At 62.5% G+C, this 22,922-nt stretch carries 23 protein-coding genes; 10 read left to right on the forward strand and 13 right to left on the reverse strand.

The annotated features are described in order from the left end of the window. Positions 1–4: 4 nt before the first annotated feature. The 8 genes from NKI85_RS07725 to NKI85_RS07760 form a co-directional block, all read right to left on the reverse strand. A complete protein-coding gene (locus NKI85_RS07725; RefSeq protein WP_352527799.1) occupies positions 5–667 on the reverse strand; it encodes a GltB/FmdC/FwdC-like GXGXG domain-containing protein in 663 nt (220 codons plus the stop codon). A 100-nt stretch (positions 668–767) separates the two neighbouring features. Continuing rightward, positions 768–1,664, reverse strand: a complete 897-nt coding sequence (locus NKI85_RS07730) for a class II glutamine amidotransferase (protein WP_352527778.1) — start codon at positions 1,662–1,664, stop codon at positions 768–770. A gap of 84 nt (positions 1,665–1,748) precedes the next feature. Next, positions 1,749–2,081, reverse strand: a complete 333-nt coding sequence (locus tag NKI85_RS07735; RefSeq protein WP_352527776.1) for a hypothetical protein — start codon at positions 2,079–2,081, stop codon at positions 1,749–1,751. Beyond that, complete coding sequence (locus tag NKI85_RS07740) at positions 2,078–2,758, reverse strand: hypothetical protein (RefSeq protein WP_352527774.1); 681 nt, start codon at positions 2,756–2,758, stop codon at positions 2,078–2,080. Before NKI85_RS07740 ends, NKI85_RS07735 begins: the two co-directional genes overlap by 4 nt. Before the next feature lie 51 nt (positions 2,759–2,809). Continuing rightward, positions 2,810–4,204: an APC family permease gene (locus NKI85_RS07745; RefSeq protein ID WP_352527772.1), complete on the reverse strand. Its 1,395-nt coding sequence runs from the start codon at positions 4,202–4,204 to the stop codon at positions 2,810–2,812. Positions 4,205–4,219: 15 nt separating this feature from the next. After that, complete coding sequence (locus NKI85_RS07750; protein WP_023673991.1) at positions 4,220–4,381, reverse strand: hypothetical protein; 162 nt, start codon at positions 4,379–4,381, stop codon at positions 4,220–4,222. A 17-nt stretch (positions 4,382–4,398) separates the two neighbouring features. Continuing rightward, positions 4,399–4,776 carry a hypothetical protein gene (locus NKI85_RS07755; protein WP_352527770.1) on the reverse strand — a complete coding sequence of 126 codons (378 nt, stop codon included), beginning with the start codon at positions 4,774–4,776 and terminating at the stop codon, positions 4,399–4,401. Between the two features lie 11 nt (positions 4,777–4,787). Continuing rightward, a complete protein-coding gene (locus NKI85_RS07760; protein ID WP_352527768.1) occupies positions 4,788–5,075 on the reverse strand; it encodes a hypothetical protein in 288 nt (95 codons plus the stop codon). Positions 5,076–5,330: 255 nt separating this feature from the next. Here NKI85_RS07760 and NKI85_RS07765 point away from each other — a divergent pair, with 255 nt between their 5' ends. Genes NKI85_RS07765 through NKI85_RS07780 form a run of 4 tightly spaced genes read left to right on the forward strand, consistent with a single transcriptional unit; the run spans position 5,331 to position 9,087 of the window. Next, positions 5,331–6,464: an aminomethyl transferase family protein gene (locus tag NKI85_RS07765; protein WP_352527766.1), complete on the forward strand. Its 1,134-nt coding sequence runs from the start codon at positions 5,331–5,333 to the stop codon at positions 6,462–6,464. Between the two features lie 14 nt (positions 6,465–6,478). After that, a complete protein-coding gene (locus NKI85_RS07770; protein ID WP_352527764.1) occupies positions 6,479–7,075 on the forward strand; it encodes a dimethylamine monooxygenase subunit DmmA family protein in 597 nt (198 codons plus the stop codon). After that, positions 7,072–8,037, forward strand: coding sequence for a PDR/VanB family oxidoreductase (locus NKI85_RS07775; protein ID WP_352527762.1), 966 nt, complete (start codon positions 7,072–7,074; stop codon positions 8,035–8,037). Before NKI85_RS07770 ends, NKI85_RS07775 begins: the two co-directional genes overlap by 4 nt. Positions 8,038–8,046: 9 nt before the next feature. Then, positions 8,047–9,087 carry a heme-dependent oxidative N-demethylase family protein gene (locus NKI85_RS07780; protein ID WP_352527760.1) on the forward strand — a complete coding sequence of 347 codons (1,041 nt, stop codon included), beginning with the start codon at positions 8,047–8,049 and terminating at the stop codon, positions 9,085–9,087. A 169-nt stretch (positions 9,088–9,256) separates the two neighbouring features. On the opposite strand, the gene NKI85_RS07785 is transcribed toward NKI85_RS07780, so the two are convergent. Then, a complete protein-coding gene (locus tag NKI85_RS07785; protein ID WP_352527758.1) occupies positions 9,257–9,976 on the reverse strand; it encodes a helix-turn-helix domain-containing protein in 720 nt (239 codons plus the stop codon). 258 nt (positions 9,977–10,234) lie between these two features. Here NKI85_RS07785 and NKI85_RS07790 point away from each other — a divergent pair, with 258 nt between their 5' ends. Continuing rightward, entirely contained in the window at positions 10,235–11,593 is a 1,359-nt protein-coding gene (locus NKI85_RS07790) for a trimethylamine monooxygenase (protein WP_352527756.1), read from the forward strand. A 31-nt stretch (positions 11,594–11,624) separates the two neighbouring features. On the opposite strand, the gene NKI85_RS07795 is transcribed toward NKI85_RS07790, so the two are convergent. After that, complete coding sequence (locus NKI85_RS07795) at positions 11,625–12,914, reverse strand: aminotransferase-like domain-containing protein (protein ID WP_502896025.1); 1,290 nt, start codon at positions 12,912–12,914, stop codon at positions 11,625–11,627. Between the two features lie 158 nt (positions 12,915–13,072). Here NKI85_RS07795 and NKI85_RS07800 point away from each other — a divergent pair, with 158 nt between their 5' ends. The 5 genes from NKI85_RS07800 to NKI85_RS07820 all read left to right on the forward strand — a co-directional run bounded on the left by NKI85_RS07800 (position 13,073) and on the right by NKI85_RS07820 (position 17,879). After that, positions 13,073–14,047 (forward strand): substrate-binding domain-containing protein, encoded by a 975-nt coding sequence (locus NKI85_RS07800; protein WP_352776492.1) that lies wholly within the window; start codon positions 13,073–13,075, stop codon positions 14,045–14,047. A gap of 68 nt (positions 14,048–14,115) precedes the next feature. Then, the gene (locus NKI85_RS07805; protein WP_502896028.1) at positions 14,116–14,946 is read left to right on the forward strand and encodes an ABC transporter substrate-binding protein; all 831 of its coding nucleotides are present in this window, start codon (positions 14,116–14,118) and stop codon (positions 14,944–14,946) included. Between the two features lie 25 nt (positions 14,947–14,971). Beyond that, positions 14,972–15,892: an amino acid ABC transporter permease gene (locus tag NKI85_RS07810; protein WP_352776494.1), complete on the forward strand. Its 921-nt coding sequence runs from the start codon at positions 14,972–14,974 to the stop codon at positions 15,890–15,892. Beyond that, positions 15,879–16,652, forward strand: coding sequence for an amino acid ABC transporter ATP-binding protein (locus tag NKI85_RS07815; RefSeq protein ID WP_352776495.1), 774 nt, complete (start codon positions 15,879–15,881; stop codon positions 16,650–16,652). Before NKI85_RS07810 ends, NKI85_RS07815 begins: the two co-directional genes overlap by 14 nt. A gap of 45 nt (positions 16,653–16,697) precedes the next feature. Continuing rightward, complete coding sequence (locus tag NKI85_RS07820; protein ID WP_352776496.1) at positions 16,698–17,879, forward strand: M20 aminoacylase family protein; 1,182 nt, start codon at positions 16,698–16,700, stop codon at positions 17,877–17,879. A 123-nt stretch (positions 17,880–18,002) separates the two neighbouring features. On the opposite strand, the gene NKI85_RS07825 is transcribed toward NKI85_RS07820, so the two are convergent. The 3 genes from NKI85_RS07825 to NKI85_RS07835 all read right to left on the reverse strand — a co-directional run bounded on the left by NKI85_RS07825 (position 18,003) and on the right by NKI85_RS07835 (position 22,872). Next, positions 18,003–19,652 carry a hypothetical protein gene (locus NKI85_RS07825; protein WP_352776497.1) on the reverse strand — a complete coding sequence of 550 codons (1,650 nt, stop codon included), beginning with the start codon at positions 19,650–19,652 and terminating at the stop codon, positions 18,003–18,005. Between the two features lie 161 nt (positions 19,653–19,813). Continuing rightward, the gene (locus NKI85_RS07830) at positions 19,814–21,796 is read right to left on the reverse strand and encodes an ABC transporter permease (RefSeq protein ID WP_352776498.1); all 1,983 of its coding nucleotides are present in this window, start codon (positions 21,794–21,796) and stop codon (positions 19,814–19,816) included. Further along, a complete protein-coding gene (locus NKI85_RS07835; protein WP_352776499.1) occupies positions 21,793–22,872 on the reverse strand; it encodes a quaternary amine ABC transporter ATP-binding protein in 1,080 nt (359 codons plus the stop codon). Before NKI85_RS07835 ends, NKI85_RS07830 begins: the two co-directional genes overlap by 4 nt. Between the last annotated feature and the right edge of the window lie 50 nt (positions 22,873–22,922).

A 22,922-nucleotide genomic window follows, 5' to 3' on the forward strand; every position in this document is an offset into this window, starting at 1 on the left:
AGCCTCAATACGCGTCGGCGTTGTCGATATTGAAATTGTAAAGCGTGCGCGCCGCGCCATAACGCTTGAACTCCGCCGCCTTGACGCCGGTCACGCCGGCGCGGTCGAGCAGGCGCTGCAGCAATTCCAGGTGTTCGGGCCGCATCTCCTTGGCGATGCAGTCGGCGCCGAGGCTTTCGACCTTGCCGCGCACGAAGAGCCGCGCCTCGTAGATGGAATCGCCGAGCGCATCGCCGGCATCGCCCAGCACCACCAAATTGCCGGATTGCGCCATGAAGGCCGACATGTGGCCGATATTGCCATGGACGACGATGTCGATGCCTTTCATCGAGATGCCGCAGCGCGACGATGCATTGCCTTCGATGACCAGCAACCCGCCCCGGCCGGTGGCGCCGGCATACTGGCTGGCATCGCCTTTGACGACGATCTGGCCGGACATCATGTTTTCGCCGACGCCGGGCCCGGCCGAGCCATGCACCGTGATGGTGCTGCCGTCGTTCATGCCGCCGCAATAATAGCCGACGCTGCCGCGGACATCGATGGCGACCGGCTGGTCGACGCCGACGGCGACCGAATGGCTGCCTCGCGGGTGAAGTACCTCCCAGGCGGTCTCGTTCGAACCGGTGGTCAGATTGTGCAGCGCCTGGTTGAGTTCGCGCAGCGACATTTCGGCCAAGTCGAAGACCTTCGATGCCTGATTGTGGCCCGGCTCGCGCGCGGCCTTGGAGACGTTGCCCGCATTGAAGGCGTTGATTGCCGGCATAAGCTCAATGCTCCCAGAAATAGACGGTTGCGGGCTCGGGTTCCCAAACCCTCGCATTGTCTATGCCGGGCAGTTTGGTGAGCGCACGATATTCCGAGCCGAAGGCGACATACTGGTCGGTTTCGGCCATCACGGCGGGCTTGCAGGCGATCGGATCGCGCACCACGCCGAAGCCGTTCTTGGTGCCGACGACGAAGGTGAAGAAGCCGTCGAGGTCGCTCAGCGTGCCTTCCAGCGCCTCGCTGAGGTTTTTGCCATGCGCCATCTGCGAGGAGAGATAGGCGGCCGCAACTTCGGTGTCGTTCTCGGTCTCGAATGTCATGCCTTCGCGGATCAGCCCGCGGCGGACATTGTTGTGGTTGGACAGTGAGCCATTGTGCACCAGGCACTGGTCGGCGCCGGTCGAGAACGGATGCGCGCCCATCGTCGTCACCGCCGATTCGGTCGCCATTCGGGTATGGCCGATGCCGTGCGTGCCGGTCATCTCGCGGACGCCGAAACGATCGACGACGGCTTCCGGCAAGCCGACTTCCTTGTAGATTTCGACGACGTCGCCGGCACCCATGATGCGGATGTCGGGGCGCAGCGCCTTGATCGCCTCGCGCGCTTCGTCGATCTTGGCAGGCGTCGTCCTGACCACCGCATGCGTCGACTTCGCAGCCAAGCTCACCGGCGCGCCGATCGCCTTGGCGAGTTCGGCGTCGAGGCCGCGGAAATCGCGCTCCGGTCTGGCCGATTGGATGGTGATCTTGGCTTCAATGCCCGATGGCGCGCCATAGATGGCGATGCCGGCGCTGTCGGGACCGCGATCGCTGAGCGAGATCAGCATCTCCGACAGCATCGCGCCAAGCTGGGGCTCGAGCGACTTGTCCTTCAAAAAAAGTCCGACGATTCCGCACATGTCAGGCTCCCGAGATTTGTTCCCTTGGAGATGTATCGAATGAGTCCCGGGAATTCAATTGGTATGAAAAAAATTTTCCTGTCGTTATATATCGGTTGAGGCGCCGCTGGCCGCACTATCGCTGCGCTCACCGCCATTGTGAACCCATTTGGCGTGGCGGATGCGGGCGATTTTGTAGGCGTCCAGGATCGACAGGGCATAGATCAGGACGCCGCCGGCATGGCGGCCGATGAAGCTGGCATCGGGCGGCGCGATCTTGGCGGTGACCCAGGCCAGGATCACCATGAAGAACAGGAACTGCAGGCCGCGCACCGGTACGCCGAGCACGACATGTCCGCTTGCCGGCAAAACGATCGCGGCGCCGAGAACCAGATAGGGGCTCGGTGGTGCGGGGGAGGTGGTGCTCTGGCTGGTCATGCCGCCTGCCCTTCCCTTTGATTGATGGCATCGCGCAGCGCCGACGCCGATGACAGCAGCCTCTCGATCAGCGCCGGATCGAGCTTGACGTCGCCAAATTCGGCTTGCCGGAACACGCCATAGCGCGCCCGCTCGGCCTCGGCCAGCAGCCAGACGATGCGCACGCCGTTCGGCGTGATCAGCAGTTCCTTGGCGCGCCCCTCGGCGAAGATATCGAGGTGTTCGGCGATGATGGCTTGGGGGAAGCGCATGCCCATGCGGTCGGTCCGCAGCACCGCCTCGGCCGGAAATCCAGCCGCCTTCGGCAGCGTATGGTCGAGATGATCGAAGTTGGAAAAGGTCGTCGGCGAGCCGGGCCGCATCATCATGTCGCAAGTGCCTGGCACCACCACTCTTTCGGTGATCGAAACGCTCAGCCAGCGTGCCGGAAGCTTCCTTGTCGCCAGCGTGTCGACGATGGTCCGAACCTGCACCCGCCGGCCGTTCCACGAGCCGGCAAAAGTAACGACGCCGACGGTGCCGTCCGAGACGTTGGCCACGTCGGGAATGACGGCACGGAGGCCGGCTTCGTCTGCGGCAAGCGCGGTCGAAGCCTTGGTGCGGTTGACGCGCGCAAGCCGGGCGAGGTTCAGGCCGAGAGCCAGGGCAGCCGCCCCGGCGAGCAATACTGAGATCACCTAACGCACCTCGTCACGCAAATGCCCGCCCAGACAGGGCGACTCCTCCTGTCAGTAACCCTGCGGTTTCGGCCACGGCATGGTGAACTGGGCACCACGACGCACGAATCTGTAGCGGTAGAAGTGGAACCACAGCGAGATCAGGAAGTAGAAGGCGACCATGGCGATCAGCTGCGAGCCGAAGCCGAGGAAGATCGCAAAGAAGGTGACCACGCACAGGCAGAACAAAACGATGGCCGGCAGCGGATGGAAGGGATGGGTGTAGCCGCGGCGGATCGAGCCGAGCGGCCACTTCTTCCTGAACATGATGATGTTGATGCTCATGAAAGTGTATTGCAGCACGCCCGACAGGATGGAGAAGGTGATCGCCTGGTTGAGGTCGGCGATGAAGGCGAAGGCAAGCGCGATCGGCAGCAGGAACAGGATCGAGCGATAGGGCGTGCGGTATTTCGGATGCACCGCCGAGAACCAGGTCGGCAAATAGCGGTCGCGGCCGAGCGAGAACCAGGCGCGCGCGGCGTCGTTGATGCAGCCATTGGCGGAAGCAAGTGCCGCAAGCAGCGTCGCGACGAACAGCAGGTTCTCCAGCAACGGGCTGCCGGTCAGCTTTCCCGCGTCCCAGAGCGGGTACGGGGTGACGCCGAGATATTCCCATGGCATCAGCGAGGCGCAGACATACCAGGTCATGGCGGCGGCGATCAAAAGCGTGATCATGCCGGCCATCGTGCCATAGGGCAGCGAGCGCGCCGGCGAGCGCACTTCCTCGGCGGCCTGCGTGGTGCCCTCGATGCCGAGATAGTACCAGATGCCGAACTGGAAGGCGGCGATGACGCCGATCCAGCCATAGGGCAGCGCATTGCCGGGGGTGACTAGGTCGTTGAGCTTCAGCACGGCGCCTTGCGTCCACGGGCTCACCGAAAAGAACAGGATGACGATGGAGACATAGGCAATGGCGGTGATGACGAAATTGACGTTGAGCGTCATCAGAACGCCGCGATAGTTGAGCCATGCCAGCACGACGATGGTGGCGGCGATGAAGGAGTTGTAGCTCATCCCTTCGACGCCGGCCTTGGCGACGATTGTTTGGCCGAGCAATATCGCGTCGGAGACTTCGAGCATGGTATAGGCAAAGACCAGGAACAGCGCGACGTTGAAGGCCATCAGCGGCCCGACGATGTGCTTGGCCTGCGCATATTGGCCGCCGGCGGCGGCGACCGTTGAGGTGACCTCGGAATCGATCATGGCGACGGAGGTGTAGAGCAGGCCGACGATCCAGCAGACCACCAGTGCGGCGAGCGCGCCGCCCTTGTCGGCGGAGAAGTTCCAGCCGGTGAATTCGCCGACCAGAACGATGCCGACGCCGAGCGCCCAGACATGGGCCGGGCCGAGCACCCTGAGCAGCGACACCCTGTCGCCATGCACTGCCGGTTCAAGCGTGACCGTCATCGTTCAATCCCCCACTCAGATCCGGTGTTTTTCGGACACAGCTTCAAGTTCGCCTTCCCTGGACGAGGTCAGCATCTCTTCGGAATAGGTCGTGTCGATCTTGAACCAGTCGTAGAGCATCCACAGCGCGAGCACGATCGAGATGCCCCAGCATGCGTAAGAGAGTGCCACCCACATGACGATGCTTCCCCGATTTATTTGTCGTCGAATTTTTCGTTGATGACGTCGCGGTATTCACGGTCCGATGCGCGGAACAGAAAGATGAAATAGCCGATCAGCACCGCGGCCATGATGATCAGCGTCGGCCAGTCGATGATGTAGTGGAAGCGGTTCTGGATGATGTCATGCGCGGTTTCCGGCATGTAGCCGAGCTTTTCCCAGATCGAGGCCATGGTCGGGTTCTGTCCAAGCGCTTCCCACGTCTTGGCATCGAGCGCGTCGATGGATTTTGCCGCCCCTGCGAGGCCCAGCTTGAGCGGCAGCCACAGCGCGACGAAAATCGCGACAACGACGACGGCGATATCGAAAACCTGGCCGGCTTTGCTCTGTTCCGGCGGTGTGTAGCGGGCCATGCGTCTCCCCCTCAGGACTTGCGGTTGCGGTAGGCGTCGGCATGCTTGATGTCGAGGCCGTAGATGAACTCCTTGTCTTCCTTGTAGTGGTTGACCATCGCCAGGATCGCGGCCGTGTTGAAGATCAGCACGGCGGCAGCGGCGACCGCGACGACGAACTTGATGCCAGCGTCGGGGATGTATGGCCATGTCATGAAGAGGACGAAGAGGATCGTCGCCCACAGGCAGACGATCAGGAGCACCGATCCACGAAGGTCGGAACGGTACAGTGCTTCAATGCGCTGCTGCATGTCGGACATCGTTTTCCCCTCGATCGCTCTCTTTCAAGAGAGTGAAATTTTTTTCATAAGTTCCGTCCGAATTCCGCAATTGTCAAGACGATTTTACGCAACGTTAACCGTTTGTTTGACCGCCGGATTTTGCCTGACAATGAAATTATTTGCTTACGGGTATTGCAGGCTCCCGGCGTTTGCGATCAATATTCAGGCAACGCTCCCGCCACTGTGCAGGGAGCAGGGGAAAGCAAAAACTTTTTTCGAACGGAGAACCAGCGGATGACGGCATCCTGGAGATTTTCGGCCCTTGCGGACCGCCATCGCGCGCTCGGCTCGAAGCTCGAAGACTGGAGCGGCATGGGCACCGCCTGGACCTACGACAAGGACGCCGACGAGGAGTATATCGCCATCCGCACCAAGGCCGGGCTGATGGACGTATCCGGCCTGAAGAAGGTGCACATCACCGGGCCGCACGCCTCGCACCTGATCGACCTGGCGACGACGCGCGACGTCGAAAAGATCTATCCCGGCAAGTCGGCCTATGCCTGCATGCTGAATGAGGCGGGCAAGTTCACCGACGACTGCATCCTATACCGCACCGGCCCGAATTCCTGGATGGTGGTGCATGGTTCGGGCACCGGCCATGAAGAGCTGCAGCGCGCCGCCAAGGGCCGCGATGTCTCGCTGCGTTTCGACGACAATCTGCACGACCTTTCGCTGCAAGGCCCGACCGCCGTCGATTATCTGGCAAAGCATGTGCCCGGCATTCGCGACCTCAACTATTTCCACCACATGCAGACGCAGCTGTTCGGCTTTCCGGTGATGATCTCGCGCACCGGCTATACCGGCGAGCGCGGCTACGAGATTTTCTGCCGCGGCCAGGACGCCGGCACGATCTGGGACAGGATCCTCGACGAGGGCAAGAGCGCCGGCATCATCCCGTGCCGCTTCACCACGCTCGACATGCTGCGCGTCGAGAGCTACCTCCTGTTCTACCCCTACGACAATTCACAGAAATACCCGTTCGAAAACGAGGGCCCCGGCGACACGCTGTGGGAGCTCGGCCTCGACTTCACTGTCAGCCCGGGCAAGACAGGATTTCGCGGCGCCGAGGAGCATTATCGCCTCAAGGGCAAGGAGCGCTTCAAGATCTTCGGCGTGCTGCTCGAAGGCAAGGAGCCGGCCGACGAGGGCGCGCCGGTCTATCGCGACGGCAGACAAGTCGGCGTGGTGACCTGCGCCATGTATTCGCCGCTGGTCAAAAAATCGATGGGCATCGCCCGGCTCGACGTCGACTGCGCGGTCCAGGGCACCAGGCTCGAGATCCGCAACAAGAGCGGCGCCATCAGCGCAACCGCCGAGCCGCTTCCGTTCGACGATCCGAAGAAGACCAAGCGCACGGCGAAAGGCTGAGGCATACTGGGCGTATGGCAGCGAAAAGCATCATCAGCCGGCCGGTCTATGGAACCCTGTCTCCGCAGCCCGGCAAGCATCATCTTTTCGTAGCGGATGCTGAGGGCGCGCTGGCGATTGCCGACCTGGCCGCCAAGGCACAAGCGGATTTTTTCGGCGGCGCCCACATCATCTTCATTCCCGGCCGCGATGGCAAATATGCCGATGCGCTCGAAGCATTGAAGCCGGCGCAGTTCTACGTCGGCCATTCCTTTGCCAGCGCCCTGCCGCGGCTGAAGCAGACGCTGGCCAACGCGCATATGGGCCTCAGGCTCTATCTCGCCGGCACCGAGGGGCTGATCGGCCAGGCCATGCAGGCGGCGCTCGAAGCCGGCATCGACCACACCTCGATCCAGACCGAGCATCGCGGCTCGCTGGCGCGCCGCATGCAGTGCGTCCATTGCAAGGGCATCACCGAGAACGTGACGACGCAGCCGGCGACCTGTTCGCACTGCGGCCTCTTGCTTCTGGTGCGCGATCACTATTCGCGGCGCCTTGCCGCTTTCCAGGGCGTCTGCATCAATGCCGAGGACCGCAGCGAAATTCCTCCGATCGAGGAGGTCTTTCGATGAGCACCGGCACCACCAAGCTCGACGTCGTGGTCAGCGATGTCGTTCCGGTCAACGAGCTAGTGACGCGCTTCCATTTCCGCCGGCGCGACGGCCAGCTTTTGCCGACCTTTTCCGGCGGCGCCCATGTCGTTGTCGAGATGCGCGACGGCGAGCGGACAAGGCTCAATCCCTATTCGCTGATGGGCTCGCCGCTCGACACCCGCGAATACACCATCTCGGTGCGCCGCGACGACGCCGGCCGCGGCGGCTCGCTGTTCATGCACAGGCATGTCAGGCCGGGCATGGAAATGGTGGTCAGCTACCCGGTCAATCTGTTCTCGCTCGATCTGCGCGCCAGAAAGCACCTGATGCTGGCCGGCGGCATCGGCATCACCCCGTTCATGGCGCAAACCGCGCAGCTGGCGGCGGAGGGCGGCAATTTCGAATTGCACTACACTTGCCGCACAGCCTCGCTCGGCACCTATGCCGATCTGCTGAGAGAGCGCTACGACCGCCGGATCAGGCTCTATCACGACGACCGCGACGAACGCATCGAGCTCGACCGGCTGCTGTCGTCGCAGCCGCTCGGCACCCATCTCTATGTCTGTGGGCCGTCGGGCATGATCGGCTGGGTTCGCGACCGTGCCGCTGCCTTGGGCTGGCCGACGGAAACCGTCCATTTCGAGCATTTCGCGGCACCGCAGCCCGGCGCGCCCTTCGACGTGACGCTGGCTGTCAGCGGCAGGACGATCCGCGTCGACGAGCAGCAGAGCCTGCTCGAGGCGATCGAGGCGGCCGGCGTCGACCCGCCCTATCTCTGCCGCGGCGGCGTCTGCGGCCAATGCGAGACCAACGTCATTTCGCATGACGGCAAATTCATCCACAACGACCACTGGCTGAGCGAGGAAGACCACCGTTGCGGCCGCAAGATCATGCCCTGCGTGTCGCGCTTCGAAGGCAGGTCTCTGGTGCTGGAAAGATAGGAGGCGAGCTTGGGCATTACCTTTCGCAAGGAAACGTTCCGCGACGACTTCACCTTTGGGAATAGTCCGGAGCACATCAGGCGGTTCCCGTTTCCGTTCCACGAAGACAGCTACATGTATGCGGTCAACATCGAGCCGCATGTCGTCGGGCCGAAGGGCAGCGTGCTGAAGAACCTGATCGACGTCGACGAGCACTACGTCGCCGAAATGCAGGACCGCGCGCTGGTGCTTACCGAAGACCCGCTGCGATGTCAGTCGCTGCCGCACATGACGCTGGCCGGCTGGGATCTGCTCGAGCTTTTGATGGAACAGCAGGCGCTGGGCTATCCCGAGCATTTCACGCTGACGCGCGACAGCGACCGCTGGCGCTGGATCAACCGGCCGCTCGGCATCGACGACAGTTTCACCTTCGGCGACGTCTCGACGCTGCCTTATGGGCCGATGGAGTACATCACGCGCCAGAGCCAAGGCGATTTCTGCATCCTCGACCAGCGCGACGGCAATCTGTGGATGGATGCCGGCATGGTCACCACCCAGGCCGACTGGTCGCTCGATTTCGACATCGGCATGAACTTCTTCGAATGGCACGCGCCGGTGCCGCTGGCGCATGAGAAGGGCATATTCGTCCGGGCGCTAAAATTCCTCACCAACATCCAGCAGGGCAAACCCGCACGCCGGCTGAACTGGACGATGACGATCAATCCGCGCCTCGACACCAGCCCGGAAAATTACCACAAATGGGGCCCGGACCGGACCACGGTGACGCCCGAAAACGTCGGCGACAAGGTCCATCTGCGCGTCGAGCTGCAGAGCTTCTGGCGGCTGCCGCGCTCGAATGCGATCGTCTTCCCGATCCGCTGCTATCTGATCAAGATGGACGAGCTGGTGACGCAGCCGAAATGGGCACGGCGCCTGCACCGCGTCATCCGCGACCTTCCCGACGAACTCGCCAACTACAAGGGTCTGACGCGCTATCGCCCGACGCTGGTCGAGTGGTTATCGAAGCTGGATGATGGCAGCCCGACGAGCCCGGGCTTTGGGTCTGATTGAAGCGAGTCCCTCTCATCCGGCCCTTCGGGCCACCTTCTCCCCGCTGGGGAGAAGAGGCTGGCGCCGGCGTTTGCGACCTCCTCTCCCCTCGGGAGAGGTCGGATTGCCCCGAATTGCCCTTTGCAATTCGGTTGGCAATCCGGGTGAGGGGTCTGCTTGCGTCCCGCTCTCAGCCCGCGCTGCTCTGCGGATAGCAGATGATCGAGAGATAGCGCATCGGCAGTTGCGTCAGCACTTCCGGGCCATGCGGCGCGTCGGCGTCGAAGAATAGGCTGTCGCCGGGCTTCATCGGGTAGAGATTGCTGCCGTGCCGGTAAACCACCTCGCCTTCGAGCATATAGAGGAACTCCATGCCCTCGTGCTGGAAGGTCGGAAACACGTCGGAATCCTCGGTCAGCGTGATCAGATAGGGTTCGACGACGACACCGCTGGTGTTCGAGCCGATATGGCCGAGCAAATTGTACTGGTGGCCGGCGCGTGTGCCGCGGCGCTCGACATCGAGCCCTTCGCCGGCCTTGACGAAGACGGCGCTGCGCTCCTCCTCGAAGCGGCGGAAGAAGGCGGTGACGGGAACGCCGAGCGCCCGCGACAGCGCCTGCAAGGTGGTCAGTGACGGCGAGGTGATGCCGTTCTCGATCTTCGACAGCATGCCAAGCGAAATGTCGGTGGCGACCGCCAGATCGGCGACGGTGATGCCGAGCTTTTTGCGGAATGCCCGCACCTCGCGACCGATCGCGACTTCCAGCACTTTTTCGCGGATGTCGCGAACGGCGTGCGGGTCCTGGGTCAGCGGCGTCCGGATCGTTCGTCTGTCGGCTGCCACGCCTTTCGGCGACGGCTTCGCCTTGGCGGGGACTGCCCCATTCTTAAGATCGGCCTTCTTCGCCATGTCGCCACCCCGGACTCTGCGGATTTATTTCACTCACGGTGAACATATTCGGTGCCGATACAGAAGTGCAACTGCGACGGCAAGCCACTCCTGTCGAATTGCACGCTGTCCGGATTTCGTCGGAGGCCGGCGTCGCGTGGAAATCCAGCGTGATGAAACGAGGTTTCACCATAAGGCCTGTTGACAGCATCGAAGGGGCAATTACTGTCCTGTCAGTGAAATTTGTTTCGTTAGGGAAATGAGATCGGGAGGCCCGGAATGAAAAGTCGTGTTGCCGTCATCGGAGCCGGACCGTCCGGCATGGCCCAGCTCCGGGCCTTCAAGTCGGCTGCCGACAAGGGCGCCGACATTCCCGAAATCGTCTGCTTCGAAAAGCAGTCCGACTGGGGCGGCCTGTGGAACTACACCTGGCGCACCGGCCTCGACGAGCACGGCGATCCGGTGCATGGCTCGATGTACCGTTACCTCTGGTCGAACGGCCCGAAGGAGTGCCTGGAATTTGCCGACTACACGTTCGAGGAGCATTTCGGCCGGCCGATCGGCTCCTATCCGCCGCGTGCCGTGCTGTGGGACTACATCAAGGGCCGCGTCGAAAAATCCGGCGTGCGCCAATGGGTGCGCTTCAACAGCCCGGTGCGCATGGTCACCTTTTCCGAAACGACGAAGAAGTTCACCGTCACCGCGCATGACCGCACTAACGACGTCACTTATTCTGAAGAGTTCGACAACGTCGTCGTCGCCTCGGGGCATTTTTCCGTGCCCAACGTCCCCTATTTCGAGGGCTTCTCGACCTTCAACGGCCGTATCCTGCACAGCCACGATTTCCGCGACGCCATGGAATTCAAGGGCAAGGACATCTTGATCATCGGCCGCTCCTATTCGGCCGAGGACATCGGCTCGCAATGCTACAAATACGGCGCCAGATCGATCACCTCCAGCTACCGCTCGAAGCCGATGGGTTTCAAATGGCCGGACAATTGGAAGGAAGTGCCGCTGCTGCAGAAGGTCGTTGGCAAGACCGCGCATTTCAAGGACGGCAGCACGAGGGATGTCGACGCCATCATCCTGTGCACCGGCTATCTCCACTCCTTCCCGTTCCTCACCGAGGATCTGAAGCTCAAGACCGCCAATCGCATGTGGCCGGACGGGCTCTACGAAGGTGTCGTCTGGGAGAAGAACCCGAAGCTTTTCTATATCGGCATGCAGGACCAGTTCTACACCTTCAACATGTTCGACGCGCAGGCCTGGTTCGCGCGCGACGTCATCATGGGCCGCATCAAGCTACCTTCGGCCGAAGCGATGGCGGAGCACGGCAAAAAGTGGCGGGCGCGCGAGGAGACGCTGGAAGACGCCGAGCAGATGATCTGGTTCCAGGGCGACTACACCAAGGAGCTGATGGAGCAGACCGACTATCCAGGCTTCGACGTGGAGGCTGTCAATCAGACCTTCATGGAGTGGGAGCACCACAAGGCGCAAGACATTATGGGCTTCCGCGACCATGCCTATCGCTCGCTAATGACCGGCACGATGGCGCCGTTGCACCACACGCCCTGGCTGCAGGCGATGGACGATTCAATGGAGAGCTATCTCGAGGTGAAGGGCGTCGCGGCGGAGTAGGCTTTGGTTCCGAACGAGCAGTTGGCCTGCCTCAGCTGACCTCCCGTGCCGGGTCGGCTGCCAGCGCCAGGGAATCCGCGACGTGCTCAAGGTGCTCCTCGCTCAGGATGCTCGTCGCGACGCGGACGGCGCTCGTCTTTCCGGTCGAAAACTTCGCCCCGGCATGGACCGCGATGCCGTGTGCGGCCAGCGTCACCATCGCGTAAGGTTCCGAAGCAACCGGAATGAGGACGCTGAGACCGTGTCCGGCGTCGATCCCGACATTGCGTTTCGCCAGTTCGCCGGCCAGCCGCTCCCGGCGGCGGCGGTACACTTCCTTTGCCTGCTCCACCAGCGCGGCCGTGGCCGGGTCTTGCAGCAGCCAGGCAGTGGCCGCCTGCAGGATGCGGCTGGTCCATCCCGAGCTGAAGCTGCGATAGGACTGGATCTGTTCGACGATCGTCGCCGATCCGGACAGTACGGCGAGCCGCAGGTCCGGGCCATGGGTCTTGGAATAGGACAGGATATGGATGACGCGATCGGGAAAACGCCGGCCAAGCGAAATGCGCGGCGCCTCGGCAATATCGCCAACGCCGTCATCTTCGACAATCAGCACGTCGGTGCCGGCCAGCAGGTCGCCGATGGCCTCGAGCCGCGCCGATGACATGCAGGCGCCGGTCACCGAATGGACGCGCGGCTGGAACAGGAATGCGACAGGCCGCTGCCGCAGAGCGTTTGCGAGTGCCTCTGGCAAGGGGCCGTCACTGTCGCATTCCACCGGGATGATCGGCACATCGAGATCTTCGAGGATGTCGAGCAGGCGAAGCGCCGTGGGGTTCTCAATGGCCACCGGCGCCCCCGGCGGGACCAGCGCATGCAGCAGTGTGTAAATGGCGTTGTACCCGCCATTGGTGGCCAGGAACGCGCCGGGATCGTACGGCCATGACGGGCGCACCGCGGCTTCCAGCTCGGGTAGGATGCGCACCCGCTCGTAGCTGTTGAGCTTTTCGGCGCGCGCGCCATGCGCCAGTGCGATGTCGAGCGGCGGCAAGAGCCTCACATCGGGTTCCGCGATCGCCAGGTTCAGAACGTCCACGCCGTAATTACCGCCGCTCATGTGCCGCTCGGGCCGGGCGGCAAAGCGGTTGCCCATGATCCAGGTGCCGTTGCGTCCGCGGCCGCCGATGATCTTGTAGCGCCGAAGCTCGCTCCACGCCTGCGAGACCGTCGCCGGACTGACACCGAGCACATAGGCCAGATCGCGAACCGGCGGAAGCTTCGCGCCGACAGGCAGCGCGCCGCTTCTGATCAGCGCGCTGGTTTCGCGCGCGATGCCGCGCATCGTGCGGTCGCCGAGGCGTTCAGCAAACCATTCCGCATCGAAATTCATTGGCATCGGCAATCGTTGGGAGTGAATGTTCAGTAACATAATAACATTTGATCGGCCAAAAATAAACATTTACCAATCGCCGGTCAAACATAGCTTTGAAGATCATGCCAATGCCCGTCTCCATCACGATAGCCACCCGCGACTGGGATTATCTCACTCCCTTGATCCTGGGCGATGTCACCTCCAGCCGCCTGTCGGTGAATGTTGACCGCGTCGCCACGCTGATCCCGGATCTCGGCAGCGATCCGAACTACGATGCGGCGGAGGTCTCATTCAGCCGTTATGTGTCGGCCATGGCGTCGGGCGTCGATACGGTGGTTGGACTACCGTGTTTCATCATGCGCGGATTCCGCCACCGCTGCATCATCACCGTCCAATCAAGCCCGCTGGAACGGCTCTCCGACCTTGCCGGCAAACGCATCGGCGTGACCGGCTGGCGCGATTCCGGCAACACATGGACGCGGGCAGCGCTTCGCCGGGAAGGCGTCGGCGTCGAGGACGCCTACTGGTTCGCCGGCAGGCTGACATCGGAGCACCCGATCACCGACCGGCTCGATGGTTTCGGCAGGCCGGGCCGGGTCGAAGCTGCGCCGGGCGACCACCCGATGATGGAGCTGCTGGTGGAAGGCGCGCTGGATGCCGTTTTCACACCCTTCATGCCGGCCGGCTTTTTCGGCCCGGCTTCCGGCTTCCGGCAAGTGCTGCGCGATTTTCGCGCGGCTGAACGCGCCTATTTTGCCGACGTCGGTTATGTGCCGGGCATGCATCTGGTCACCGTCAAGTCCGCCGTGGCCAGGGAACATCCCTGGCTGCCGCAGGAACTCGCCAGGCTGATCGACGAAAGCCAGCGCGTCTGGACCGGCAAGCGCCGCAAATATGCCGACACCTCGCCCTGGGTCCTCGAGGAGCTGCTCCATGCGGGACGCGACCTGCCCGCGTCATGGAACGCCAGCGGCTTGCGCGCCAATCGACGCATGATCGAGGATTTCGTCACGGAGCTACATACCCAAGGCATTCTGGCGGAACGGATTTCCGCCGAAGCCTTGTTTCCTTTTGAGGCCAAGTCGCGGGCCACCGCAGCCTGACAACGCGCAACCAAGAACAGGAGAATGCCATGAGGACAATCAGCTTCATATTCGCCTCGCTCGTCATCATGCTGGCGCAGGCCAGCTTTGCCCAGGACGCCCAGAAACAATCGGTGAACGAGGACTTGCGAGGCCGGCTACCGGAAGACATCAGGACCGCAGGAAAGATCACGGCTGTCAACAACGGCTCGTTCCCGCCCTATGAGATCGTCACCGGCACCGAACTATCGGGAGCGACCAAGGAGATTTCGGACGCCATCGGCCAGCTGCTCGGCGTTGAGGTCGATCACGCCTCGGTCGCTGGCCTGCCAGCTTTGCTGAGCGGCATCAATGCCGGCCGTTATCAGTTCGCGATGGGACCTGTCGGCGACTATCCCGACCGCCAGAAATCCAACGACTTCATCGATTGGGTGCGCGAATACGTCGTCTTCGCCGTCGAGAAGGGCAATCCGCAAGGCATCACGTCGCTCGACACCGCTTGCGGCAAGCGCATCGCCGTCATGTCGGGCGGGTCGGCTGAAAAGGTCATCAAGCAGCAAGCGCAGAAATGCACCGAGGGCGGCAAGCCGGCTGTCGAGGTGCAGTCCTTCACCGATCAGCCGAGTTCGATTCTGGCCGTCCGGTCGAAGCGCTCCGACGCATTCTTCTCCTCGCAAGCGCCGCTGACCTATTTCGTCGAGCAGGCGAAGGGCCAGCTGGAACTCTCCGGTGTCGGCCAAGCCAACGGCTTCAAGGACATCTATCAAGGCGCCGTCGTCAAGAAGGGCTCGCCGCTGGGCGGCGTGCTGCTCGACGCGTTCAAGATCCTGATGAAGAACGGCACCTATGCCGCGGTCATGAAGAAGTGGGGTCTGGAGAAAAACATGATCGAGATGCCCGGCATCAATCAGGGCCAGTAGAGGCCAGCGTCAATAGAGGAAAGCCATGACCGACGCGACCGCTGCTTACGCGGCCGGGGTGCCGCAACGTCCCGACGACGCGCTCCGCGACGTCAAACGAGCCCACCGGCCGTTTCCGCTTGTCCGGCTGGCGCTCTGGGCATTCACCGTCGCGGTAGCGGCCGGCTTCGCCTATATCGTTGCGGTCAATCCGAATTTCGGTTGGCCGGTGGTCGCCCAGTATTTCTTCGATCCCACGGTCATGCAGGGGCTTTCGGTGACGCTCGGCCTGACGGTCGTGGCGATGATCCTCGGCATCGTGCTCGGCCTGCTGCTCGCCATCGCGCGCATGTCGAAGGACAGGCTGGCATCCTTTCTCTCCGGACTGTTCATCTGGTTCTTCCGGGGAACACCGCTGCTGGTGCAGCTCATCTTGTGGTACAACCTTTCGACGCTCTTTCCGCGCATTTCCGTCGGTTTCGCGAGTTGGAACACCAACGACCTGATCACGCCTTTGACGGCCGCTGTCCTTGGTCTGGCGCTGAACGAGGCCGCCTATATGGCTGAGATCATCCGCGGCGGACTGCTCTCGGTGGACAAGGGACAGGCCGAAACGGCTGAAACCTTCGGCATGACTCGCGCCAGGGCTTTACGGCGCATCATCATCCCACAGGCGATGCGGTCGATCGTGCCGCCGACCGGCAATCAGCTGATCAGCATGATCAAGGCGACGTCGCTGGTCAGCGTTATCGCCATGGCTGACCTGCTTTATTCGGTTCAGTCGATCTACAACCGCACCTTCGAAATCATCCCGCTGCTGATGGTGGCGGTGCTGTGGTACCTGCTGATCACTTCGGTTCTCAATGTCGCGCAGGGCGCGATCGAGCGCCACTACAGCCGCGGCGACCGCGGCGCCCGCGAGAAGACAGCGACCGCCACCCTGGAGGCCGCCAATGAGCGCGCATGACACGCCCCTGGTTCGGGCTCGCAACGTTCACAAGGCGTTCGGCCCGCTCGAGGTGCTGAAGGGCATCGATCTGGACGTCGCGCCTGGCGAGGTGGTGGTAATTCTCGGGCCGTCCGGCTCCGGCAAATCGACCTTGCTGCGGTGCATCAATCATCTGGAGGCGATCGATCAGGGTTCGATCGAGGTGGACGGCGAGCAGATCGGCTACCGGCTGCACAACGGCCGCCTCGACAAGCTCTCCGACCGGGCGATCGCCGCGCAGCGGCGCAAGATCGGCATGGTGTTCCAGCAGTTCAACCTCTATCCGCACATGACGACCCTGCAGAACGTCATCGAGGCTCCGGTCGGCGTCCACCGGCAGAGCCGCAAGGAGGCGGTCGGCTACGGCCGCGAACTGCTGACCCGTGTCGGTCTCGCCGACAAGATCGATGCCTATCCGCGCCAGCTTTCAGGCGGCCAGCAACAGCGCGTCGCCATTGCCCGTGCGCTCGCCATCCGCCCGAAATTGATGCTCTTCGATGAGCCGACATCGGCGCTCGATCCAGAGCTGGTCGGCGAGGTGCTCGCCACCATGCGCGATCTCGCCAAGCAGGGCTTGACCATGATCGTGGTCACGCATGAGATCGGCTTTGCCCGCGAGGCGGCGGATCGGGTTGTGTTCATGGACGACGGCAATGTGATCGAGGCCGGGCCTCCGGACGAGGTTCTCACCAAACCCAAGCACCCGCGCACGCGGGCTTTCTTGAGCCGTTTCATCTAAAGCAAAGCCGGCGCGATTACCTGCTCGGCCGGCAAAGGACCTCCCATGCCAAAGACCTCCAACCAGTTCGCCAGCATTTCCGACTTCAACGACAAGGCCGCCGAGCTTGCGGCGGCTCGCCAGCACCTGCACGCACATCCCGAACTTTCCTTCCAGGAGCACGAAACGGCTGCGTTCGTGGCGGAACGGCTCGAAAGCTGGGGCTATGAGGTGACGCGCAATGTCGGCGGGCTCGGGGTCGTCGGCCGCTTGCGCCAGGGTGCCGGCCGCAGCATTGCCATCCGCGCCGACATGGACGCCTTGCCGATCACCGAAGCGACCAATCTTCCCTACGCCAGCCAAGCCAGCGGCAAGATGCACGCCTGCGGCCATGACGGCCACACCACGATGCTGTTGGGCGCCGCCGAATACCTGGCGCGCACACGGCATTTCAATGGTACGGTGAACCTCATCTTCCAGCCGGCCGAGGAAGCCGGCAAGGGAAGCGGGGCGCAGGCGATGATCGCCGACGGCCTGTTCGAGCGCTTTCCCTGCGATGCGATATTCGGGCTGCACAACCATCCGGGCGCGCCGGCAGGTTCGTTCCTGATGCGCGCCGGGCCGCTGATGGCGGCGAGCGATACGGTCACCATCAAGATCACCGGGCGTGGCGGCCACGCCTCGCGTCCGCACCTGACGGTCGACCCGATCGTCGCTGCCGCCAACATCATCATGACCCTGCAGACGGTGGTGTCGCGCAACGTCAACCCGATCGAGACGGCGGTCGTTACCGTCGGCACTATTCACGGCGGCACGGCCTCCAACGTCATCCCGGAACATGCCGAGATCACGCTGAGCGTCCGCTCCTTCTCGGCCGAGATTCGCGACAGGCTCGAGCAGCGCATTCGCAGCATCGTGGCACTTGTGGCGCAAGCGCATGGCGCAACCGCCGAGATCGACTACGAGCGCGGCTACCCGGTGGTGATCAATTCCGAGGGCGAGACGTCCTTCGCGACAGACGTCGCTGTCGAACTCGTTGGTCAGGACAAGGTATCCGTCTGCCCGTTGATCCCCGGCAGTGAGGACTTTTCCTATTTCCTCGAGCACAAACCCGGTTGCTTCCTCCGCCTCGGCAACGGCGAGGATTCAGCCATCCTGCACAGCTCGAAATACGATTTCAACGACGGCAATTTGACCGTCGGCGCAGCGCTCTGGGCTCGATTGACCGAGAGATTCCTGGCCGCTTGATCCATCCCTGCGGCTTGGATTGTCGAACGGCCGGCCGAGCAGAATTGGACGACCGGCCGTGCGACGATCCTCAACGAACTCTCACCGCATTCCGCCTCTTCGAATAGGATAAGAGTTTCGCTCTCAGACGAACAAAAAGTCACTCGTTGTCAGCGTGTTCGTAAAGTTTGCGAGAGTAACTTGATCGACTCCTGCCGTAATGATGGTACTGGTTCCACTTTGCGCAATGGTGAGATCATCGAACGATTGCACGCCCTCCACGCCACTAAACACGATAGTGTCGCCTTGGGTCTGGCTGAAATCGTAGATGGTGTTTTGGGTTCCGACCGTCATGGAACCATCGTCCTTGAATATGAATTGGTCTCTGCCGCCCTGAGCGAACTCGCTCAGTTGCCCGTCACCCCACATGTCATTGATGACTGTGCAACCGGGTGCCGCGCTCCCAGCGTACAGGGTATCGTTTCCGCCCTTGGCCGAACCGGACATTTGTAAAGCGTCGCCGCACAGGAAGTTACGGAGCTGGCCGCTTTCGCTGTTCTGGCCCCCGGTAAGAATGTCGTTGCCGCCCTGGGCGGAACCGGACATAGCGCGCGCGTCGCCGTATAACTCGTTTAGAACATCAGGAAAGGCGCTTTTGTCCCCGCCGGTCAGGGTGTCATTGCCGCCCACAGCGCTGCCGAGCATCGTGACAGCGTCGCCATACCCCAAATTATGGGTGCCTTGCAGCACGGCCACGTCATCGCCCCCAAGCGCATGGTCGGACATACTGCCGCCCGCGTCGCCGTAGAAAGTTATCTCCGAGCCACCCGCGCTCGTGACGTTGTCGTTGCCGCCCGCGGCAAAACCGGAAAGATCGCCGCCCGCATCGCCATAAAGAGTTTTGCTCCCGATCTCCCCACCCGTATCTGTGTAATGGTCGTCGCCGCCCTGAGCATGGTCAGACATGTTGCCGCCGGCGTCGCCGAAGAAAGTGTTGGTGGAAAAGAAGCTACCCGTGAAGGTATCGTTGCCACCCTTGCTGTAGTCCGACATATCGCCGCCGGCATCGCCGTAGAAAGTGTTGAAGGAGTCGGTCCTGGTCGTGAAACTGTCGTCGCCGCCCTGCGCATTGCCTGACAAGTTGCTGCCGGCGTCACCGAAGAAAATATTGTTGGCCTCTTTGGAGCCCTGGAAGGTGTCGTTGCCCCCCTTGCTGTGATCCGACATTTCGCCGCCCGCATCACCGTAGAAGGTGTGGTCAGCTCCTTGTACAGTGCTGGTCACGAAAGCGTCGTCACCGCCCTGGGCATAGCCGAACATGTTGCCGCCGGCGTCACCGTAGAAAGTGTTGTCTACCCGTCTACCCACTTCACTGCTGAAGGTATCGTTGCCGCCCTTGCTGTGGTCCGACATGTCGCCGCCGGCGTCGCCGTAAAAAGTGTTGAAGGAGTCGCCCTCGGCCCTAAAACTGTCGTCGCCGCCCTGGGCGTGACCGAACATGTTGCCGCCAGCGTCACCGTAGAAAATGTAGGTGCCTAGCGAGGCGCCCGTGAAAGTGTCGTTGCCGCCCTTGCTGTGGTCCGACATATCGTCGCCAGCATCACCGTAGGCAGTAGTGGTTGTGGAGATTGGCAGCGCCGTGAAGGTGTCGTTGCCGCCCTTAGAAAAATCGAACATGCTGCCGCCAGCGTCGCCGATTAAGATAGCTGTAGCCAGGTCGCTAGTGAGGATGTCATCGGTACCCCATTGACGATCCACCAGATCGCCGGGAGTAAAAGGAACGCGTTTAGACATTGTACCCTCCTGCTGAGCCTACCCCACCCATCACAGCCCTAATGCTGTTAGGCAAGAGCGAGCAATAATCACAAAGGGCTATGTCTCTGGGCATAAGGGGGTCGGTAGCTCATCACCGCCGCGCCCTTGGCGACAGCCAGCTGATTGAGTTTTGATTTTGGCTAGCCCAGCCTCGCTCTTGCCTTCGCCGTCCAGGCGTTGAACAGCCGGTCGGCGACGATGCCGATGAAGGCAATGGCCAGGCCGGCGACGATGCCGCGGCCGGAATCGGCCTTGGACAGCGCGATGAACACCTCCTGGCCGAGATCGCGGGTGCCGACCATGGCGCAGATGATGATCATCGCCAGCGCCATCAGGATGGTCTGGTTGACGCCCAGCATGATCTCCGGCAACGCCAGCGGCAGTTGCACGCGAAAGAACGTCTGGCGCTTGGTGCAGCCGGACACTTTCGCCGCCTCGATCAGCGCCGGCGGCACCTGCCTGATGCCGTGATTGGTGTAGCGGATGGCCGGGACCACGGCAAAGGCGACGGTGGCGATCATCGCGGTGACGTCGCCGACCCGAAACAGCATCACCACAGGGATGATGAAGCAGAACGACGGCAGCACCTGCAGCGTGTCGATGACCGGCGTGACGATCTTTTCGAAGCGGTCGCTGCGCGATGCCATCAGCCCGATCGGGATGCCGATCAGGCAAGCGATGAAGGCCGAGATGCCGCAGAGATAGACCGTCGCCATGGTCTTTTCCCACAGGCCGGTGACGGCGCAGAACCCGGTCAATGCCGCGACCAGGGCGGCCAGGCGCAGGCCGCCGAGCTGGTATCCGGCAAGGCCGAGCAGGAACACCGCGCCCAGCCACGGAAAGCCCTCGCAGAAGGCGCGCACCGGGTTCAGTACATTGAGGATAAGCGCCACGCGGAAGGCTTCGATCGTGTCGAAGAAGTTGATGGTGATCCAGTTCACCGCCGCCTTCCACACAGGCGCGGTGGTGAAGGTGATCACCTTCGGCACTGCCGCGAAGGCCGGCACGAACAGGCCAAGCAGCGTCGTGGCCGCAACGATGACGATGGCCAGTGTCAGATTGGGATAGCGACGCCAGAAGCTCGGGCTCACGTCCTGATAGACATGGCCTTTGGCGTGACTGTGGGCGATCGCCTGGCTCAGCCGGTCGAGCGCAATGGCCAGCGCGACGATGGCGAGGCCGGCCTCCATCGCCTCGCCGACCTTGAGCGCGCGTAGCGCCAGCAGCACGTCGTAGCCGAGGCCGCCGGCACCGATCATCGACGCGATGATCACCATGTTGAGCGCCAGCATGATCACCTGGTTGACGCCGACCATCAGCGTCGGCCGCGCCGACGGCAACAGCACGCGCCACAGTTTCTGCCGCGCCGTGCAGCCGGCCATCTCGCTGAAATCGTCGATCTCCGACGGCACCCGCGACAATCCCAGCATCGTCGCCCGCACCATTGGCGGCGTCGCGAAAATTGCCGTCGCGATCATCGCCGAAACCGGGCTGTTGCCGAACAGGAGCAGCATCGGGATGAGATAGGCGAAGGTTGGGATCGTCTGCATCAAATCGAGGGCAGGGGAGATCAATAACCTCTCGGCCCAAGGCTTGCGCCATGCCCAGATGCCGGCGAACAGGCCGGTGACGATGCAGAACGGCACGGCGATCGAGATCAAGCCCAGCGTCAGCATGGCGCTGGTCCACTGCCCGAACAGCGCGATGTAGACAAAGCAGCCGCCGACCAGCGCACCCAGCTTCCAGCCGCCGGCGGCGCGCCCGGCAAGGTAGGCGGCAGCGCAGACGCCGATCCAGGATAAGCGCGGCAAGACGATCATATCCGCGCCATGGCCGATCTTGAAATTCTTGGCCAGAAGATTGAGCGCGAAATCGAGCGGCACGCCAAGCACCGCAGTGATCGAGCGCGTCAGCCAAGAGAAGTTCGATTTCACCCAGGTCATCAGCGCACTGACCCAGTCGGCGACGGGAACGACCGCATCGGCCGGGTAATTGACCGCCCACGGCAGGCTTTCCTGCAGCAGGAACACGACAAGCACGGCGGCAAGCGCGCAGCCCCAGATCGCCAGCCAGGTCTGAACCTGCCGGGGCCTCGCTGCGCTGGCGCTTGCCGTGACCGTCATGCGCCGGCTCCCGGGCGCTCTATGCCGGCAAGAAGATCGATCACCGCTTGCGGCGTGACCTCGCCGATCGGCTTGCCGGTGCCGTTGACCACCGCGAATGGCTTTCCGGCCGAAACGATGCTTGCCGAGAAACTGGCGATCTTGGCATCCGGCGCGACCGTGCCGCCATGCTCAGCGCCGTCGCAGGCGCGCATCAGGCTTTTGGCCGAGATCACCTTGGCGCGGTCGACGTCGCGGGTGAATTCGGCGACATAGTCGGTCGCCGGGTTAACCACCAGCTCTTCCGGCGTGCCGATCTGGATGACCTCGCCGTCCTTCATGATGGCGATACGATCGGCCAGCCGGATGGCCTCGTCGAAATCATGGGTGATGAAAACGATGGTCTTGTGCAGCATGGTCTGCAGCCGCATCAGCTCGTCCTGCATCTCGCGGCGGATCAGCGGATCGAGCGCCGAGAACGGCTCGTCGAGGAACCAGATTTCCGGCTTGGTGGCGAGGCTGCGGGCGATGCCGACACGCTGCTGCTGGCCGCCGGAAAGCTCGCGCGGATAGAAATGCTCGCGGCCGCGCAGGCCGACCAGTTCGATGACTTCGCGGGCCCGCTTCTCGCGCGTCGGCCGGTCCTGCCCCTGGATGCCCAAGGGAAAGGCAATGTTCTCCAGCACGTTCAGATGCGGCAGCAAGGCAAAATTCTGGAACACCATGCCCATGCGATGGCGTCGCAGCTCGATCAGCGCGGCATCCGAAATCTTGAGCAGATCCTTGCCCTCGAATTCGACCTTGCCATGGGTCGGCTCGATCAGCCGCGACATGCAGCGCACCAGCGTCGACTTGCCTGACCCCGAAAGTCCCATGATGATGAAGATCTCGCCTTGGCGGATTTCGAGATCGACGGCGCGCACCGCACCAACCAGCCCGGCCGCAGCGATGTCCGCCATGCTGGCTTTGCCGTCGCGCTGGCGAATGAAATTGGCCGCGTCCGCGCCGAACAGCTTCCAGACGTTGCGGCAGGCAAGCTTTATCGGGCGGGCATCCTTGCCCGCTGCTTTCGCCGCCCGTTCAATCGTATCGCTCATGCAATCGTCCTTCTGGAATAAGGGATCGAGACCCGGCCATGAATGGCCGG

Origin of the sequence: Mesorhizobium sp. M0571, assembly GCF_040320985.1 — a bacterium.
Taxonomy (GTDB): Bacteria; Pseudomonadota; Alphaproteobacteria; order Rhizobiales; family Rhizobiaceae; genus Mesorhizobium.

Coding starts and splice junctions, on each gene's coding strand:
- NKI85_RS07725 (WP_352527799.1), bottom strand. CDS start 667: ATGTCGCTGCGCGAACTCAACCAGGCGCTGCACAATCTGACCACCGGT.
- NKI85_RS07730 (WP_352527778.1), bottom strand. CDS start 1,664: ATGTGCGGAATCGTCGGACTTTTTTTGAAGGACAAGTCGCTCGAGCCC.
- NKI85_RS07735 (WP_352527776.1), bottom strand. CDS start 2,081: ATGACCAGCCAGAGCACCACCTCCCCCGCACCACCGAGCCCCTATCTG.
- NKI85_RS07745 (WP_352527772.1), bottom strand. CDS start 4,204: ATGACGGTCACGCTTGAACCGGCAGTGCATGGCGACAGGGTGTCGCTG.
- NKI85_RS07750 (WP_023673991.1), bottom strand. CDS start 4,381: ATGTGGGTGGCACTCTCTTACGCATGCTGGGGCATCTCGATCGTGCTC.
- NKI85_RS07755 (WP_352527770.1), bottom strand. CDS start 4,776: ATGGCCCGCTACACACCGCCGGAACAGAGCAAAGCCGGCCAGGTTTTC.
- NKI85_RS07760 (WP_352527768.1), bottom strand. CDS start 5,075: ATGTCCGACATGCAGCAGCGCATTGAAGCACTGTACCGTTCCGACCTT.
- NKI85_RS07765 (WP_352527766.1), top strand. CDS start 5,331: ATGACGGCATCCTGGAGATTTTCGGCCCTTGCGGACCGCCATCGCGCG.
- NKI85_RS07770 (WP_352527764.1), top strand. CDS start 6,479: ATGGCAGCGAAAAGCATCATCAGCCGGCCGGTCTATGGAACCCTGTCT.
- NKI85_RS07775 (WP_352527762.1), top strand. CDS start 7,072: ATGAGCACCGGCACCACCAAGCTCGACGTCGTGGTCAGCGATGTCGTT.
- NKI85_RS07785 (WP_352527758.1), bottom strand. CDS start 9,976: ATGGCGAAGAAGGCCGATCTTAAGAATGGGGCAGTCCCCGCCAAGGCG.
- NKI85_RS07790 (WP_352527756.1), top strand. CDS start 10,235: ATGAAAAGTCGTGTTGCCGTCATCGGAGCCGGACCGTCCGGCATGGCC.
- NKI85_RS07795 (WP_502896025.1), bottom strand. CDS start 12,914: ATGCGCGGCATCGCGCGCGAAACCAGCGCGCTGATCAGAAGCGGCGCG.
- NKI85_RS07800 (WP_352776492.1), top strand. CDS start 13,073: ATGCCCGTCTCCATCACGATAGCCACCCGCGACTGGGATTATCTCACT.
- NKI85_RS07805 (WP_502896028.1), top strand. CDS start 14,116: ATGCTGGCGCAGGCCAGCTTTGCCCAGGACGCCCAGAAACAATCGGTG.
- NKI85_RS07810 (WP_352776494.1), top strand. CDS start 14,972: ATGACCGACGCGACCGCTGCTTACGCGGCCGGGGTGCCGCAACGTCCC.
- NKI85_RS07815 (WP_352776495.1), top strand. CDS start 15,879: ATGAGCGCGCATGACACGCCCCTGGTTCGGGCTCGCAACGTTCACAAG.
- NKI85_RS07820 (WP_352776496.1), top strand. CDS start 16,698: ATGCCAAAGACCTCCAACCAGTTCGCCAGCATTTCCGACTTCAACGAC.
- NKI85_RS07825 (WP_352776497.1), bottom strand. CDS start 19,652: ATGTCTAAACGCGTTCCTTTTACTCCCGGCGATCTGGTGGATCGTCAA.
- NKI85_RS07830 (WP_352776498.1), bottom strand. CDS start 21,796: ATGACGGTCACGGCAAGCGCCAGCGCAGCGAGGCCCCGGCAGGTTCAG.
- NKI85_RS07835 (WP_352776499.1), bottom strand. CDS start 22,872: ATGAGCGATACGATTGAACGGGCGGCGAAAGCAGCGGGCAAGGATGCC.